15 protein-coding genes are annotated in these 15,156 nt (G+C 69.5%); all 15 read left to right on the forward strand.

The window, feature by feature from the left end; genetic code table 11:
- Positions 1–34 precede the first annotated feature (34 nt).
- Complete coding sequence (locus FG385_RS04785) at positions 35–1,156, forward strand: glycosyltransferase family 4 protein (RefSeq protein ID WP_200834300.1); 1,122 nt, start codon at positions 35–37, stop codon at positions 1,154–1,156.
- A 3-nt stretch (positions 1,157–1,159) separates the two neighbouring features.
- Complete coding sequence (locus FG385_RS04790; protein WP_139095362.1) at positions 1,160–2,311, forward strand: glycosyltransferase; 1,152 nt, start codon at positions 1,160–1,162, stop codon at positions 2,309–2,311.
- A 14-nt stretch (positions 2,312–2,325) separates the two neighbouring features.
- Positions 2,326–3,051 carry a demethylmenaquinone methyltransferase gene (locus FG385_RS04795; protein WP_139095363.1) on the forward strand — a complete coding sequence of 242 codons (726 nt, stop codon included), beginning with the start codon at positions 2,326–2,328 and terminating at the stop codon, positions 3,049–3,051.
- 28 nt (positions 3,052–3,079) lie between these two features.
- A complete protein-coding gene (locus tag FG385_RS04800; protein WP_139095364.1) occupies positions 3,080–4,351 on the forward strand; it encodes a geranylgeranyl reductase family protein in 1,272 nt (423 codons plus the stop codon).
- A gap of 312 nt (positions 4,352–4,663) precedes the next feature.
- Positions 4,664–5,020 carry an NADH-quinone oxidoreductase subunit A gene (locus FG385_RS04805; protein ID WP_139095567.1) on the forward strand — a complete coding sequence of 119 codons (357 nt, stop codon included), beginning with the start codon at positions 4,664–4,666 and terminating at the stop codon, positions 5,018–5,020.
- Position 5,021: 1 nt separating this feature from the next.
- A complete protein-coding gene (locus FG385_RS04810) occupies positions 5,022–5,564 on the forward strand; it encodes a NuoB/complex I 20 kDa subunit family protein (RefSeq protein ID WP_139095365.1) in 543 nt (180 codons plus the stop codon).
- 17 nt (positions 5,565–5,581) lie between these two features.
- Positions 5,582–6,322, forward strand: a complete 741-nt coding sequence (locus FG385_RS04815) for an NADH-quinone oxidoreductase subunit C (protein WP_139095568.1) — start codon at positions 5,582–5,584, stop codon at positions 6,320–6,322.
- Positions 6,319–7,632 (forward strand): NADH-quinone oxidoreductase subunit D, encoded by a 1,314-nt coding sequence (locus FG385_RS04820; protein ID WP_139095366.1) that lies wholly within the window; start codon positions 6,319–6,321, stop codon positions 7,630–7,632. Before FG385_RS04815 ends, FG385_RS04820 begins: the two co-directional genes overlap by 4 nt.
- A complete protein-coding gene (gene nuoE / locus FG385_RS04825) occupies positions 7,632–8,354 on the forward strand; it encodes an NADH-quinone oxidoreductase subunit NuoE (RefSeq protein WP_139095367.1) in 723 nt (240 codons plus the stop codon). Before FG385_RS04820 ends, nuoE begins: the two co-directional genes overlap by 1 nt.
- A gap of 73 nt (positions 8,355–8,427) precedes the next feature.
- Positions 8,428–9,702 (forward strand): NADH-quinone oxidoreductase subunit NuoF, encoded by a 1,275-nt coding sequence (nuoF, locus tag FG385_RS04830; protein ID WP_139095368.1) that lies wholly within the window; start codon positions 8,428–8,430, stop codon positions 9,700–9,702.
- A gap of 2 nt (positions 9,703–9,704) precedes the next feature.
- On the forward strand, positions 9,705–12,161 hold the full coding sequence (locus tag FG385_RS04835; protein ID WP_139095369.1) for an NADH-quinone oxidoreductase subunit G: 2,457 nt from the start codon (positions 9,705–9,707) through the stop codon (positions 12,159–12,161).
- Positions 12,158–13,471 (forward strand): NADH-quinone oxidoreductase subunit NuoH, encoded by a 1,314-nt coding sequence (gene nuoH / locus FG385_RS04840; protein ID WP_139095370.1) that lies wholly within the window; start codon positions 12,158–12,160, stop codon positions 13,469–13,471. Before FG385_RS04835 ends, nuoH begins: the two co-directional genes overlap by 4 nt.
- A complete protein-coding gene (nuoI, locus tag FG385_RS04845) occupies positions 13,458–14,024 on the forward strand; it encodes an NADH-quinone oxidoreductase subunit NuoI (RefSeq protein WP_139095371.1) in 567 nt (188 codons plus the stop codon). Before nuoH ends, nuoI begins: the two co-directional genes overlap by 14 nt.
- Positions 14,021–14,842, forward strand: coding sequence for an NADH-quinone oxidoreductase subunit J (locus FG385_RS04850; protein WP_200834301.1), 822 nt, complete (start codon positions 14,021–14,023; stop codon positions 14,840–14,842). The genes nuoI and FG385_RS04850 overlap by 4 nt, the downstream gene beginning before the upstream one ends.
- Complete coding sequence (gene nuoK, locus FG385_RS04855; protein ID WP_091505144.1) at positions 14,839–15,138, forward strand: NADH-quinone oxidoreductase subunit NuoK; 300 nt, start codon at positions 14,839–14,841, stop codon at positions 15,136–15,138. Before FG385_RS04850 ends, nuoK begins: the two co-directional genes overlap by 4 nt.
- The last annotated feature ends 18 nt before the right edge of the window (positions 15,139–15,156 follow it).

Here is a 15,156-nt window from a genome sequence, read left to right on the forward strand (position 1 = left end):
CCGGACGAACCGGGCACCGTGAGATTTTGGCATCGTGCGAGTCGCCATCGTCACCGAAAGCTTCCTCCCGCAGGTGAACGGCGTGACCAACTCGGTACTGCGCGTGCTGGAACACCTGCGTGACCGCGGACACGAGGTGCTCGTGGTCGCCCCCGGGCTGGCCGGTCCCGCCGAGTACCGCGGCGCCCCGGTCGTTCGCATCCCCGCGGTGGACCTGCCCGTGGTCAACTCGCTGCCGATCGGCCTGCCGACCAGAACCGTGCTGACCGCGCTCGCCGCGTTCCGGCCCGACGTCGTCCACCTGGCTTCGCCGTTCGTGGTCGGCGCCCGCGGGCTGGCCGCGGCGCGGCGCCTGCGGGTGCCCACGGTCGCGGTGTACCAGACGGATATCGCCGGCTTCGCCACCGCGTACGGCCTCGGCCTCGGTGCCCGTGCCGCCTGGCGATGGGTGCGGCGGCTGCACTGCAAGGCCGACCGGACACTGGCGCCGTCGACGGACTCGGTGCACAACCTTCGCGAACACGGCATACCGCGGGTGTACAAGTGGGGCCGGGGCGTGGATGTCGAGCGGTTCTCGCCGGCGCACGCCGATCCGGCTTTGCGAGCCGAACTCGCGCCGAACGGCGAACTGCTCGTCGGGTTCGTCGGCCGGCTCGCCCCGGAGAAGGAGGTCGATCGCCTGGTGGCGCTCGGTGGCCTCGACGGCGTCCGCGTCGTCGTGGTCGGCGACGGGCCCGAGCTCGACCTGCTGCGCGAGCGCATCCCCGGCGCGGCGTTCCTCGGCGCGCGGTACGGCCAGGAGCTTTCCGAGGCGTACGCGAGCCTCGACGTGTTCGTCCACACCGGACCGTACGAGACGTTCTGCCAGGCGGTACAGGAGGCGATGGCCTCCGGCCTGCCGGTGCTGGCGCCCGATGCCGGCGGTCCGAAGGATCTCGTGCTGCCCGGCCGCACCGGATACCTGCTGCCCGCCGACCGGGACGCCTTCGAGCGGGAACTTCTCGCCAGGGTGAACGACCTGCGTGACCCCGCGCTGCGGGCGCGGCTGGGGCAGAAGGCCCGCAAGGTCGTGCTCGGCCGGACCTGGCCCGCGGTGTGCGCGGAACTGGTCGGGCACTACGAAGCCGTCACCGGCAGCGTCGCACGCGCGGCGTGAGCGATGCACATAGTCCAGCTCGCGAACTTCTACGGGCCGCGGTCGGGCGGGCTGCGGACCGCGCTGCACCATCTCGGCGCGGGCTATGTCGCGAGCGGTCACGAGGTGACGCTGGTCGTGCCCGGCAGCGCTTACCAGGACGAGTGGCTGCCGACCGGCGTGCGGCGGTTCTCCCTGCCCGCGCCCAGGATTCCCGGGACCGGGGGTTACCGCGCGGTCGATCCGTACCGCGTGCGGGCGCTGCTGCGGCAGCTGCGGCCCGACCGGCTGGAGGTGTCCGACCGGCTGACCCTGCGCGGCATGGGCGTCTGGGCCAGGCGGCACGACGTGCCGAGTGTGGTGATCTCGCACGAGCGGCTCGACCGCCTGCTGGAGCAGGTCCTCATGCCGAAACCGGTGGCGCGCCGGGTCGCGGACGTGGCGAACCGGCGGATGGCCGGCAGCTACGACAAGGTGGTCTGTACCACGGCGTTCGCCCGTGAGGAGTTCGACCGGATCGGGGTGCCGAACGTGCAGCGGGTCCCGCTCGGGGTCGACCTCGCCGCGTTCGCGCCCGGTATGCGGGACACGTCCTGGCGGGCCGAACTCGCCGGCGGCGCCGACGCCCTGATAGTCCACTGTGGACGACTTTCGCCGGAGAAACATGTCGAGCGCAGCGTCGATACGGTCGCGGAGCTGACCGAGGCGGGAGACCGGGTGCGCCTGGTGATCGCGGGCGACGGCCCGCGGCGCCGCGCACTGGAAAGACGGGCGCGAGGGCTCCCGGTCACCTTTCTCGGTTTCGTGTCCAGCCGCGCCGAGGTGGCCCGGCTGCTCGCGAGCGCCGACGTCTCGCTCGCGCCCGGGCCGCACGAGACGTTCGGCCTCGCCGCGCTGGAAGCGCTGGCCTCCGGTACCCCGGTCGTGGTGTCGCAGTCCTCGGCGCTGCGGGAGATCGTCCGGCCGGGCTGCGGAGCCGCGGTGCCGGACCTGCCGGTCGCCTTCGCGAGCGCGGTGACCGGGCTGCTGGAAAGCCCGGAAGACGCACGCCGGGCGGCCGCGCGCGCCCGCGCGGAGGAGTTCACCTGGCCGGACTCCGTGCGCGGAATGCTGTCGGTCATGCCTGCCGGCCCTTCACCCACCGCCGCCCTCAACCGAGGCGCCGCGCGCCGCTGATTAGATTCATGCTCATGCCCCGAGCGAACCTCGACAAGGACCCGCACGAGGTCGCCGCCATGTTCGACGGCGCCGCGGGCGGGTACGACCGCGCGAACTCGGTCATGACCTTCGGCTTCGACCGCCGCTGGCGGACCACCACCGCGCACGCCCTCGACGCCAGGCCCGGAGAGAAGGTGCTCGACCTCGCCGCCGGCACGGGCGTCTCCACCGCCGAGTACGCCCGCGGCGGCGCGTGGTGCCTCGCCGCCGACTTCTCGATCGGCATGCTCACGAGCGGCAAGCACCGCGGCGTGCCGATGGTCGCCGCCGACGCGCTGCACCTGCCCTTCGCCGACGACAGCTTCGACGCCGCGACCATCAGCTTCGGCATCCGCAACTTCGTCGACACGAAGGCCGCGCTCGTCGAGATCGCGCGGGTGGTCAAGCCCGGCGGGCGGCTGGTGATCTGCGAGGCGTCGACCCCGCCGTTCGGCCCGATCCGCTTCGTGTACCGCAGGTTCCTGCTGCGCGCGATGACCCTGCTCGGCCGCTTCACCTCCAGCAACCCGGAGGCGTACTCCTACCTCGCCGAGTCGATGGCCGCCTGGCCGGACCAGCGCACCCTCGCCGAGACGATCGCCGCCGCGGGCTGGACCAACGTGGAGTGGTTGAACCTCACCTTCGGCGTCGTCGCCATCCACCGCGCGAAAAAGCCCCCCGTAGCGCCGGCCCCTCACCCGACCACCACCCCTCAATGACGCGCTGCGCGCGGCTAGTCTTGCCCACATGACCCAAGACGCCCAGGTAATCGTCGTCGGCGCCGGCCCGGCCGGATCCACCGTCGCCACCTACCTGGCGCGCGCCGGGATCGACGTGCTCGTGCTGGAGAAGACGACGTTCCCGCGCGAGAAGGTGTGCGGCGACGGCCTGACCCCGCGCGGCGTCAAGCAGTTGATCGACCTGGGCGTCGATACCAGCCAGGAGGCGGGCTGGGTGCACAGCCGCGGCCTGCGCATCCTCACCGGCGACCTGACCCTCGAACTCGACTGGCCGGATCTGACGAGCTATCCGCCGTACGGGGTTTCGCGCACCCGCCACGATTTCGACGATCTGCTGGCGAAGCTCGCGGTCAAGGCCGGGGCCCGCCTGCGGGAGCGCACCACGGTGACCGGCGCGATCACCGACGAGCGCACCGGCCGCGTGGTCGGCGTCGAAGCGAAGACCGGCCCGGACAAGACGCCGGTCAGCTACCGCGCGCCGCTCGTGCTGGCGTGCGACGGGGTGTCCGCGCGGCTCGCCAGGTCGGTCGGTATCGAGACGGACGCCCGGCGGCCGATGGGCGTGGCGGTTCGCCGCTACTACAAGAGCCCCCGGCACGACGACCCGTTCATCGAGGGCCACCTCGAACTGTGGGACCGAAGCGATCCGCGGAACCCGAAGCTGCTGCCCGGCTACGGCTGGGCGTTCCCGCTCGGCGACGGCACGGTCAACGTCGGGCTCGGCATGCTGTCGACCACGAAAGCCTTCCGCAACACCGACTATCGCGCGCTGATGCGGTCCTGGCTCGATTCGACCCCGGAGGAATGGGGCTACCGCGAGGAGAACGCGGTCGGCCGGATCGGCGGGGCGGGCCTGCCGATGGGCTTCAACCGCACCCCACACTACCGCGACGGCCTGCTGCTGCTCGGCGACGCCGGTGGCATGGTGAGCCCGTTCAACGGCGAGGGCGTCTCCGCCGCCATGGAGTCCGCGCAACTGGCCGCGGAGTGCGTGGTGCAGGCGCTCGCCCGGCCCGAAGGCCCGTCCCGCGAACGGGCGCTGCACGGTTACCCCCTTGCGTTGCGTGAGCTCATGGGCGGCTACTACCGGCTCGGCAATCTCTTCGCGAAGGCCATCGGCCGTCCGCTGGTCATGCGGGTCGCGACGAAGTACGGGCTGCGCGTCAACCCGCTGATCCCGCTCATCTACAAGGGCCTTTCCGGCTGCTACGACGCCAAGGCCGGGGACGCGGTGGACCGGATGATCTCGCTCGCGGCGAGGCTTACGCCAAGCGCGTGAGTCGGCCGGGTGGGTATCGCGTGTGCTCTGTCACATTGACTCTCCGTGAAAACGGGCGGCGCGGACGATCTTGGTCGGTTTGTCCCAGGTCTAGGGCCTGAGGTCACTTTCGGGGCCTGCCGCAGGTTAGGTTTGCCTTAAACTAAGGACCCCGCGACAACGCTGTGAAGCACGTCCTACACTGCCCCCATGCTTTGTGAACCCGTTCACAACTTCGTCGAAAAGGCTTGTGAACATTTTCACAATCACCGCGACGGTGCGGAAGGGGTGTGACACGTGGTGTTAGCGCAGGGCGCGTCCGCGAGCCCGGCGATGTACGTACCGCTGGTCATCTTGTTCGTGCTGGCAGCCGCGTTCGCGGTGCTCTCGGTGCTGCTGGGCCCGCTGGTCGGTCCGAGCCGGTACAACAAGGCGAAACTGCGGGCCTACGAGTGCGGGATAGAGCCCTCGCCGCAGCCGCTGGTGGGTGGGGGCCGGATGCCGGTGGCCTACTACATCACCGCGATGCTGTTCATCCTGTTCGACATCGAGATGGTCTTCCTCTACCCGTTCGCGGTGAACGCGGACGCGCTCGGCCTGTTCGGGCTGGTGGAGATCGTGCTGTTCATCGTCACGGTCGGCTTCGCCTACGCGTATGTGTGGCGGCGCGGCGGGCTGGATTGGAACTGAAATGGGCCTCGAAGAGAAGCTCCCCAACGGGATTCTGCTGGCGAGTCTCGAGGGCCTGGTCAACTGGGCCCGCAAGAACTCCTTGTGGCCGGCCACTTTCGGGCTGGCCTGCTGCGCGATCGAGATGATGACCACCGGCGGCTCCCGGTACGACATCGCGCGGTTCGGGATGGAGCGGTTCTCGGCGACCCCGCGCCAGGCGGATCTGATGATCGTCGCGGGCCGGGTCACCCAGAAGATGGCGCCGGTGCTGCGGCAGATCTACGACCAGATGGCGGAACCGCGCTGGGTGCTCGCGATGGGGGTGTGCGCCTCCTCGGGCGGCATGTTCAACAACTACGCGGTGGTGCAGGGCGTCGACCACATCGTGCCGGTCGACATGTACCTGCCCGGGTGCCCGCCGCGGCCGGAGATGCTGCTCGACGCGATCCTCAAGCTGCACGCCAAGATCCAGGACGAGCCGATGGGCCCGCGCCGCGCCGCGCTCAAGGCGGGGCAGCGCACCGAACTCGTGCCCTCGTCGATCAAATACGCGAAGGACTGAGCCGCGTGCCTGAAGAGATGCCAGAGACGGGCGGCGAGCACTCCAGCGCCGAGCGCGCCGAGACCGGCCTCGAACCGAGCGGCGTGCGCCCGGCACAGCCGGTGGTGGCCGGGCACGCGCGCCGGGGCATGTTCGGTGTGCATGACGCCGGTGACACCACCGGCTACGGCGGAGTACGGCTGCCGGCGTACACCCCGCCCCCGGCGGAACGCCCATACGGCGGCTGGTTCGACGAGTTCGCCGACCAGTTCTTCGCCGCGCTGGCCGAAAACGACGTGCCGGCCGAGGCGGTGCACCAGATCACGGTCGACCGCGACGAGATCACGCTGTACCTCGACCGGCGGTATCTGGCACAGGCCTGCCGGATCCTGCGCGACGACGCCGGGCTGCGGTTCGAGCTGTGCAGTTCGGTGTCCGGAGTGGACTACGGGCCGGACGTGCCGCAGCGACTGCATTCGGTGTACCACCTGACATCGATGACGTACCGGCGGCGGATCCGGCTCGAGGTCACGCTCGAGATCGAGGATCCGCACGTGCCGTCGGTGGTCGAGGTGTACCCGACCGCCGACTGGCAGGAGCGCGAGGCCTACGACATGTTCGGCATCGTCTACGACGGCCACCCCGCGCTCACCCGCATCCTCATGCCCGACGACTGGGACGGGTTCCCGCAGCGCAAGGACTACCCGCTCGGCGGGATTCCGGTGGAGTACAAGGGCGCGGAGATCCCGCCGCCCGATCAGCGGAGGTCGTACTCATGACTACCGAATACGCGGAATCGCGTGACACCACCGAAGGCCGCGTGTACAACGTCAGCGGTGGCGACTGGGACGAGGTCCTCGACGATGCGACTCACGACGAGCGCATGGTCATCAACATGGGCCCGCAGCACCCGTCGACGCACGGTGTGCTCCGCCTCGTGCTGGAACTCGAGGGCGAGACGGTGACCCAGCTGCGGTCGGTCATCGGGTACCTGCACACCGGGATCGAGAAGAACGCCGAGTACCGCACGTGGACCCAGGGCGTCACGTTCGTGACCCGCATGGACTACCTGTCCCCGCTGTTCAACGAGCTGGGCTACTGCCTCGCGGTGGAGAAGCTGCTGGGCGTCGAGGTGCCGAAGCGGGCCCAGCTGATTCGCGTGCTGCTGTGCGAGATCAACCGCATCGGCTCACATCTGGTGTACATCGCGACCGGCGGCATGGAACTGGGCGCGATCACGGCGATGACGCTCGGCTTCCGCGAGCGCGAAGAGGTCCTGCACCTGCTGGAGTTCCTGACCGGCCTGCGGATGAACCACGCGTTCATCCGGCCGGGCGGCATCGCGCAGGACCTGCCGGCCGACGCGCACGAGAAGATCAGCCAGTTCATCAAGGTGATGGACAAGCGGCTTCCCTTGTACGACAAGCTGTTCACCGGTCAGCCGATCTGGCGCAACCGGCTCAAGGGGGTCGGCTACCTGCCGGTGGACGCGTGCCTCGCCCTCGGCGTGACCGGACCGGTGCTGCGCTCGGCCGGCCTGCCCTGGGATCTGCGGAAGGTCGAGCCGTACTCCTCCTACGACGAGTTCGAGTTCGACGTGCCCACCTCGAACGAAGCGGACTGCTGGGCGCGGTACCTGTGCCGCGTCGAGGAGATGCACCAGTCGCTGCGGATCATCAAGCAGGTGCTCAAGCGGCTCGACGAGCCGGGCCCGGTGATGGTCGAGGACAAGAAGATCGCGTGGCCGGCGCAGCTGTCGATCTCCAGCGACGGGATGGGCAACTCGCTCGAGCACGTCAAGAAGATCATGGGCCAGTCGATGGAATCGCTGATCCACCACTTCAAGCTGGTGACCGAGGGGTTCAAGGTGCCGCCGGGCCAGGTGTACGCGCCGGTCGAGTCGCCGCGCGGTGAGCTGGGCTTCCACGTGGTGTCGGACGGCGGCACGAGGCCGATGCGGGTGCACGTGCGGGAGCCGAGTTTCGTGAACCTGCAGTCGATGCCCGCGATGTCCGAGGGCGGGCTGGTGGCCGACGTGATCGCCGCCGTCGCCTCGATCGACCCCGTGATGGGGGGAGTGGACCGCTGATGACACAGCGTACAGAGCCGCTGTTCGACGCCGATACCGTCGCGAAGGCGCAGGACCTGATCGGCCGGTACCCGCAGTCGCGCTCGGCGCTGCTGCCGATGCTGCATCTCGTGCAGTCGGTGCAGGGGCACGTGAGCCAGGAGGGCATCGACTTCTGCGCCCGGCAGCTCGATCTGTCCGAGGCCGAGGTCAGCGCGGTCGTCACGTTCTACACCATGTACAAGCGGCGGCCGTGCGGTGAACACCTGGTGAGCGTCTGCACGAACACATTGTGCGCGGCGCTCGGCGGGGATGCGATCTACCAGCAGCTGAGCGAGTATCTCGGGGTGGGTCACGAGGAGACCGCCGGTGAGCCCGGCGAGCCAGGTTCGGTCATGCTCGAGCACGCCGAATGCCTCGCCGCCTGCGACCTCGCGCCGGTGCTCCAGGTCAACTACGAGTACTACGACAAGCAGACGCCCGAGTCGGCACTCGAACTGGTGAAGGCCCTGCAGAGCGGCGAAAAGCCCGCGCCGTCGCGGGGCGCGCCGCTGACCGACTTCAAAGGTGTGGAACTCCAGCTCGCGGGGTTCTTCCCGGAGGACGAACAGACGCTCCGGTCCCAAGTGGACGGTCCGTCGCAGGCAGTGGAAACGCTGCAGGGCGCGAAGATGGCCGCGGACCGCGGCTGGACCGCGCCGGTGATGGAGGACGTTCCGCTGCCGGAGGTGGAGGCGAAATGAGCGACAATCGCTCTTTCCCGCGCTCATGGAGCCGACCGGGTGCGGGTGTCCCGCAAGACGCTGTGGAGAAGAAATGACTGATCCGCTGACGCCGGTACTGACCAAGCGGTGGCTGTCGCCGAACTCGTGGCGCCTGGAGACCTACGAGGCGCTCGAGGGCTACACGGCGATCCGCAAGGCGCTCGCCGGCACGCCGGAGCAGCTCGTGCAGCTCGTCAAGGACTCGGGCCTGCGCGGTCGCGGCGGGGCAGGATTCCCGGCCGGGCTCAAGTGGTCGTTCATGCCGCCGAACGAGGACAAGCCGCACTACCTGGTGGTCAACGCCGACGAGGGCGAACCGGGCACCTGCAAGGACATCCCGCTGATGATGGCGGATCCGCATTCGCTCATCGAGGGATGCATCATCGCCTCGTACGCGATGCGCTCGCACCACTGCTTCATCTACGTGCGCGGCGAGGCGCTGCACTGCAACCGGCGGCTCAACGCGGCCGTGCGGGAGGCCTACCGCGCCGGGTATCTCGGCAAGAACATCCTCGGGTCCGGGTTCGACCTGGACATCACGATCCACGCGGGCGCGGGCGCGTACATCTGCGGCGAGGAGACGGCGCTGCTCGACTCGCTCGAAGGCCGCCGCGGCCAGCCGCGGCTCAAGCCGCCGTTCCCCGCGGCGGCCGGGTTATACGCGGCGCCGACGACGGTGAACAACGTCGAGACCATCGCGAGCGTGCCGTTCATCGTCAACGCCGGGTCCGACTGGTTCCGCAAGATGGGGCGGGAGAAGTCGCCGGGCCCGAAGATCTTCTCGATCTCCGGGCATGTCGAGCTGCCGGGCCAGTACGAGGCGCCGCTGGGCACCACGCTGCGCGAGTTGCTCGATCTGTGCGGCGGGATGAAGGACGGGATCCCGCTGAAGTTCTGGACCCCGGGCGGTTCGTCCACGCCGCTGTTCACCGCCGAGCACCTCGACGTGCCGCTGGACTTCGAGGGCGCCGCCGAGGCCGGTTCGATGCTCGGCACGACGGCGATCCAGGTGTTCAACGAGACCGTGTCCGTGCCGTGGGCCGTGATGAAGTGGACCCAGTTCTACAAGCACGAGTCCTGCGGCAAGTGCACGCCGTGCCGTGAGGGCACGTACTGGCTGGACCAGATCCTGGAGCGGATGGTCGACGGCCGGGGCACCGAGGAGGACATCGACACCCTGCTCGACCTGTGCGACAACATCTTCGGCCGGGCGTTCTGCGCGCTGGCCGACGGTGCGGTCAGCCCGGTCGTCAGCGGTATCAAGTACTTCCGCGACGAGTTCCTGGCCCTGTGCCGGAGCAACAAGCCCGAACTGGTGGGAGCGTAGGCATGACGATGGCGCCGAGTGAAAAGGGCACCGCGCCGAAGCCCGAAGACGCCGTCCCGGAAGGATACGTACGGCTCACGATCGACGGCGAAGAGGTCATCGCGCCCAAGGGCGAGCTGCTGATCCGCACCGCGGAGCGCCTCGGCACGGTGATCCCGCGGTTCTGCGACCACCCCCTGCTCGACCCGGCAGGCGCCTGCCGCCAGTGCCTCGTCGAGGTGGAGATGGGCGGGCGGCCGATGCCGAAACCGCAGGCCTCGTGCACGATGACGGTCGCGGACGGGATGGTCGTCAAGACGCAGGTGACCTCGCCGGTCGCGGACAAGGCGCAGCACGGCGTGATGGAGCTGCTGCTGATCAACCACCCGCTGGACTGCCCGATCTGCGACAAGGGCGGGGAATGCCCGCTGCAGAACCAGGCGATGACCAACGGCCGCGCCGAGTCGAGGTTCTACGACACCAAGCGGACCTTCCCGAAGCCGTTGCCGATCTCGACGCAGGTGCTGCTCGACCGGGAGCGGTGCGTGCAGTGCCAGCGCTGCACCCGGTTCTCCGCGCAGATCGCCGGCGACCCGTTCATCGAGCTGCTCGAGCGCGGCGCCGACCAGCAGATCGGTACCGCGGAGACGGCCGATGTGCTCGACATGGCCTCCCGGACGTCGTCGGGGCAGCCGTTCCAGTCGTACTTCTCCGGCAACACGATCCAGATCTGCCCGGTCGGAGCGCTGACCTCGGCGCTGTACCGGTTCCGCGCCCGGCCGTTCGACCTGGTGTCCTCGCCGAGCGTGTGCGAGCACTGCTCGTCGGGCTGCGCCGAGCGGACGGACTTCCGGCGTGGCCAGGTGATGCGCAAGCTCGCCGGCAACGACCCGGACGTCAACGAGGAATGGTTGTGCGACAAGGGCCGGTTCGCGTTCCGCTACGCGGGGGCCGCGGACCGGATCCGGCGCCCGCTGGTCCGGGACGCTTCCGGTGCGCTTCGCGAGTCCTCGTGGACCGAGGCGATGCGTGCCGCCGCTGCCGGCCTGGCGAAGGCCCGGGATTCGCGCGGGGTCGGCGTCCTCGCCGGTGGGCGGCTGACGCTGGAGGACGCGTACGCGTACGCGAAGTTCGCGCGGATCGCCTTGCACACCAACGACATCGACTTCCGCGCCCGCGCGCATTCGGACGAGGAGCTGTCGTTCCTCGCTGCCCGGGTCGTCGGGGCGGAGGGGGTGACGTTCGCGTCGCTGGAGCACGCGCCGACGGTGCTGTGCGTCGCCTTCGAGCCCGAGGACGAGGCGCCGATCGTGTTCCTGCGGCTGCGTAAGGCGGCCCGCAAGCGCGGCGCGAAGATCGTCCACCTTGGACAGTGGACCACGCCTTCGGTCCGCAAGACGTTCGGCGAGCTGCTCGCCTGCGCCCCCGGCGGCGAACCGGCGGCGCTCGCCGGGCTCGCGTCGCACGCGCCGGACCTGGACGCGGCGCTCGCGCAGGACGGAGCGGTGATCCTCGTGGGCGAGCGGGCCGCCGAGGTGCCGGGCCTGTTCTCCGCGGTGCACGAACTGGCGGCGCGCACGGGCGCGCGGGTCGCGTGGATCCCGCGGCGGGCCGGTGAACGCGGTGCGCTCGAGGCGGGTGCGGTGCCGACGCTGCTGCCCGGCGGACGCCCGGTCACCGACGCGGCGGCTCGCGCGGAGATCGAAAGTGCCTGGGGCGCTTCGCTTCCCGCCGAGCCCGGCCGCGACACGAGCGCGATCGTCGAGGCGCTCGCCGGCGGTTCGCTGAGCGGCGTCGTGATCGGCGGCGTCGATCCGGACGACCTGCCCGATCCGGAGCTGGCCCGCCGCGCGCTGGACCAGGCCGAGTTCGTGGTGAGCATCGAGATGCGGCCGAGCGGGGTGACCGAGCGAGCCGACGTGGTGCTGCCGATCGCGCCGGATGTCGAGAAGGCGGGCAGCTACGTCAACTGGGAGGGCCGCCGCCGCTCGTTCGACACCACGATCGAGAACACCGGGGCCCTGCCGGACTGCCGCGTCCTCGACACGCTCGCCGTCGAAATGGAAGCGGACCTGTTCACGCAGACCGCGGCCGCGGCGTACGGCGACTTCGCCCGGCTCCCGGCCTACGGCCCGCGCCCGGCTTTCGAGCCGGTTTCGGCGAACGGCGCCGCGTCCGGGGTCCGGCTGGCGACCTGGCGGCAGTTGCTGGACAACGGGTCGATGCAGGACGAGGAGCCGCATCTGGCCGGCACGGCGCGCCGCGTCGTGGCGCGGGTTTCGGAGGCAGCCGCCCGGGAACTGGGCGAGACGGTCACGGTGTTCACCGACCGGGGCGCGATCACGGTGCCCGTCGAGGTGGCGGACCTGCCCGAAGGCGTCGTGTGGCTGCCGGCCAACTCCGGTGACTCCCGGGTCCGGGCGAAACTCGGCGCCGGGCACGGAACCGTCGTTTCCATCGAAGCGGGAGGCGAGCGATGAACCCGTTGATGGTGCAGGAACCGCTGACCAGGGCGGAGCTGCTGGCGAACGATCCGTGGTGGCTGATCCTGATCAAGGCCGTGGTGATCCTGCTGATCGGGCCGATCATGACGATCCTCCTGATCGTGTGGGAGCGCAAGGCGGTCGGCCGGATGCAGAACCGGCCGGGGCCCAACCGCGTCGGGCCGGGTGGCTACCTGCAATCGCTGGCGGACGCGTTGAAGCTGCCGTTCAAGGAACAGATCATCCCGGACACGGCCGACCGCAAGGTGTACTTCCTCGCGCCGGTGATCGCCGTGATCCCGGCGCTGGTCGCGCTGTCGGCGATCCCCTTCGGGCCGCAGGTGTCGATCTTCGGCCACCAGACGGTGCTGCAGCTGGTGGACCTGCCGGTCGGGGTGCTGCTGGTCCTGGCGTGCTCGTCGGTCGGGGTGTACGGGATCGTGCTCGCGGGCTGGTCGTCCGGCTCGCCGTACCCGCTGCTCGGCGGGCTGCGCTCGGCGGCACAGGTGATCTCCTACGAGATCGCGATGGGGCTGTCGATCGTCGCGGTGGTGCTGTACGCGCACTCACTGTCCACAGGGGACATCGTCAACGCGCAGACGCACGGCTGGTACTTCTACCTGACGATCCCGAGTTTCGTGATCTACCTGATCTCCATGGTCGGTGAGACGAACCGGGCGCCGTTCGACCTGCCGGAGGCGGAGTCCGAGCTGGTCGGCGGGTTCCACACGGAGTACTCGTCGATGAAGTTCGCGATGTTCTTCCTCGCCGAGTACGTCAACATGGTGATCGTGTCGGCGTTCTGCACGACGCTGTTCCTCGGCGGCTGGATGTTCCCGTTCGTCGGGCTCGACTCGCCCCTGAACAAGGGCTGGCTGCCGCTGATCTGGTTCGGGATCAAGCTGTTCGCGCTGCTGTTCTGCTTCATCTGGCTGCGCGCCACGTTGCCGCGGTTCCGGTACGACCAGTTCATGAGGCTGGGCTGGAAGGTGCTGGTCCCGGCGAACCTCGTGTGGATCATCGTGATCGTCGCGTTCCGCGCGATCCGGCAGAACGGCGGCCTGTCGACGGGGCAGATCGTGATCGGCGTGGTCATCGTGGCGGTGGTCGCGATCGGGGTCGCCCTGCTGGTACCGGACAAGCGGCCGCCGGAGGACGACCGGGTGCCGATCACCGGCGGTGGTTACCCGCTGCCGCCGCTGGACCTGACGGTGCCGGACGTGCCCGACCGGACGAAGAAGCGGCGCCGGAAGGCTGTCGGAGCCGGAGAACCCGCGCAAGTTGGGAGTTCCGATGGGACTGTTTGATCCGCTCAAGGGCTTTGGCGTCACCTTCGGGATGATGTTCAAGAAGGTGGCGACGGAGGAGTACCCGGAGGCCGGTGCGCCGGCCGCGCCCCGGTATCACGGGCGCCACCAGCTCAACCGCCATCCGGACGGGCTGGAGAAGTGCGTCGGCTGTGAACTGTGCGCGTGGGCGTGCCCGGCGGACGCGATCTTCGTCGAGGGCGGGGACAACACCGAAGAAGCCCGGTACTCGCCGGGCGAGCGGTACGGCAAGGACTACCAGATCAACTACCTGCGCTGCATCGGCTGCGGCCTGTGCATCGAGGCGTGCCCGACGCGATCCCTGACGATGATCAACTTCTACGAGATCGCCGACGACGACCGGCAGCGGCTGATCTACACGAAGCAGGACCTGCTCGCGCCGCTGCTGCCGGGCATGGAGCAGCCGCCGCATCCGATGCGCCTTGGCGAGGACGAGCAGGACTACTACATCCACGGCCCGGAGCTGGCTCGCGGGCGCGGCGTCCCCTCGGGCGAGACGGTGGAAACGGCGCACGAGGAGGTCATCGGATGACCGGCGCGACGAGTTCACTGGTGCTCGCCCAGGCCGTCGATCAGAGCACCTCCGTCGGGGAGGCGGTCGCGTTCTGGATCCTGGGGCCGGTCGCGCTGCTGGGCGCGCTCGGGCTGATCTTCGCCCGCAGTGCCGTCCACTCGGCACTGTTCCTGGCGACGACGATGTTCTCGCTCGGTGTGCTGTACCTGGTCCAGCAGGCGCCGTTCCTCGGCTTCACCCAGATCATCGTGTACACCGGCGCGATCATGATGCTGTTCCTGTTCGTGCTGATGCTCGTCGGGCGGGAGAGTTCCGACTCGGTGGTCGAAGTGCTCCGCGGGCAACGACTGTGGGCCACCATCCTTGGGGTCGGCGTCGCCGGTCTGTTGGTCACCGGGCTGCTCAACGCGCTGTCCAACGTCAGCCCGGCGCCCACGCCGAACGGCACCCCGGCCGGGCTCGGGCGGTTGATCTTCACCGACTACCTGTTCCCGTTCGAGCTGACCTCGGCCCTGCTGATCACCGCCGCGCTCGGCGCGATGGTGCTGGCGTTCAACGAAAGGCGCGGCCGCCGCAAGCAGAAGGACCTCGTCGAGGCACGGTTCCGCGGCGAGTACGAGCGCATCTCGCCGAAGCCCGGGCCCGGTGTCTTCGCGACTTCGCATTCGGTCATGACCCCGGCCCTGCTGCCCGACGGCACGGTCGCGAAGGACTCGCTGTCGGCGATCATCGAGTCCACCCCGACCGCTCAGCTCGAGGCCGAGCGGAAGCGGGTGGAGGGCACGGAGCCGCAGCCGGACGCGCACGCGCTGACCGGTTCGGAGGAGAAGGAATGACTCCCACCTACTACCTGTTGCTGTCCGCCCTGCTGTTCTCCATCGGCGCCGTCGGCGTGCTGGTGCGGCGCAACGCCATCGTCGTGTTCATGTGCATCGAACTGATGCTCAACGCGGTGAACCTGTCGCTGGTGACGTTCTCCCGTATCAACGGGAGCCTCGACGGCCAGGTGATGGCGTTCTTCGTGATGGTCGTGGCCGCCGCCGAGGTCGTGGTGGGGCTCGCGATCATCATGGCCATCTTCCGGACCCGGCGCTCGGCCTCGGTCGACGACACCAACCTGCTCAAGTACTGAGAGGCCCCGCCCGCCAGC

It is taken from the genome of Amycolatopsis alkalitolerans, assembly GCF_006152065.1.
In the GTDB taxonomy this organism is placed as follows: Bacteria; Actinomycetota; Actinomycetes; order Mycobacteriales; family Pseudonocardiaceae; genus Amycolatopsis_E; species Amycolatopsis_E alkalitolerans.

Excerpts from the sequence above, each read along its gene's own strand:
- FG385_RS04810 (WP_139095365.1), top strand. The coding sequence starts at position 5,022 with ATGGGCCTCGAAGAGAAGCTCCCCAACGGGATTCTGCTGGCGAGTCTC.
- FG385_RS04800 (WP_139095364.1), top strand. The coding sequence starts at position 3,080 with ATGACCCAAGACGCCCAGGTAATCGTCGTCGGCGCCGGCCCGGCCGGA.
- FG385_RS04820 (WP_139095366.1), top strand. The coding sequence starts at position 6,319 with ATGACTACCGAATACGCGGAATCGCGTGACACCACCGAAGGCCGCGTG.
- nuoH (WP_139095370.1), top strand. The coding sequence starts at position 12,158 with ATGAACCCGTTGATGGTGCAGGAACCGCTGACCAGGGCGGAGCTGCTG.
- nuoF (WP_139095368.1), top strand. The coding sequence starts at position 8,428 with ATGACTGATCCGCTGACGCCGGTACTGACCAAGCGGTGGCTGTCGCCG.
- FG385_RS04835 (WP_139095369.1), top strand. The coding sequence starts at position 9,705 with ATGACGATGGCGCCGAGTGAAAAGGGCACCGCGCCGAAGCCCGAAGAC.
- FG385_RS04815 (WP_139095568.1), top strand. The coding sequence starts at position 5,582 with ATGCCAGAGACGGGCGGCGAGCACTCCAGCGCCGAGCGCGCCGAGACC.
- FG385_RS04790 (WP_139095362.1), top strand. The coding sequence starts at position 1,160 with ATGCACATAGTCCAGCTCGCGAACTTCTACGGGCCGCGGTCGGGCGGG.
- nuoI (WP_139095371.1), top strand. The coding sequence starts at position 13,458 with ATGGGACTGTTTGATCCGCTCAAGGGCTTTGGCGTCACCTTCGGGATG.
- FG385_RS04850 (WP_200834301.1), top strand. The coding sequence starts at position 14,021 with ATGACCGGCGCGACGAGTTCACTGGTGCTCGCCCAGGCCGTCGATCAG.
- nuoE (WP_139095367.1), top strand. The coding sequence starts at position 7,632 with ATGACACAGCGTACAGAGCCGCTGTTCGACGCCGATACCGTCGCGAAG.
- nuoK (WP_091505144.1), top strand. The coding sequence starts at position 14,839 with ATGACTCCCACCTACTACCTGTTGCTGTCCGCCCTGCTGTTCTCCATC.
- FG385_RS04805 (WP_139095567.1), top strand. The coding sequence starts at position 4,664 with ATGTACGTACCGCTGGTCATCTTGTTCGTGCTGGCAGCCGCGTTCGCG.
- FG385_RS04795 (WP_139095363.1), top strand. The coding sequence starts at position 2,326 with ATGCCCCGAGCGAACCTCGACAAGGACCCGCACGAGGTCGCCGCCATG.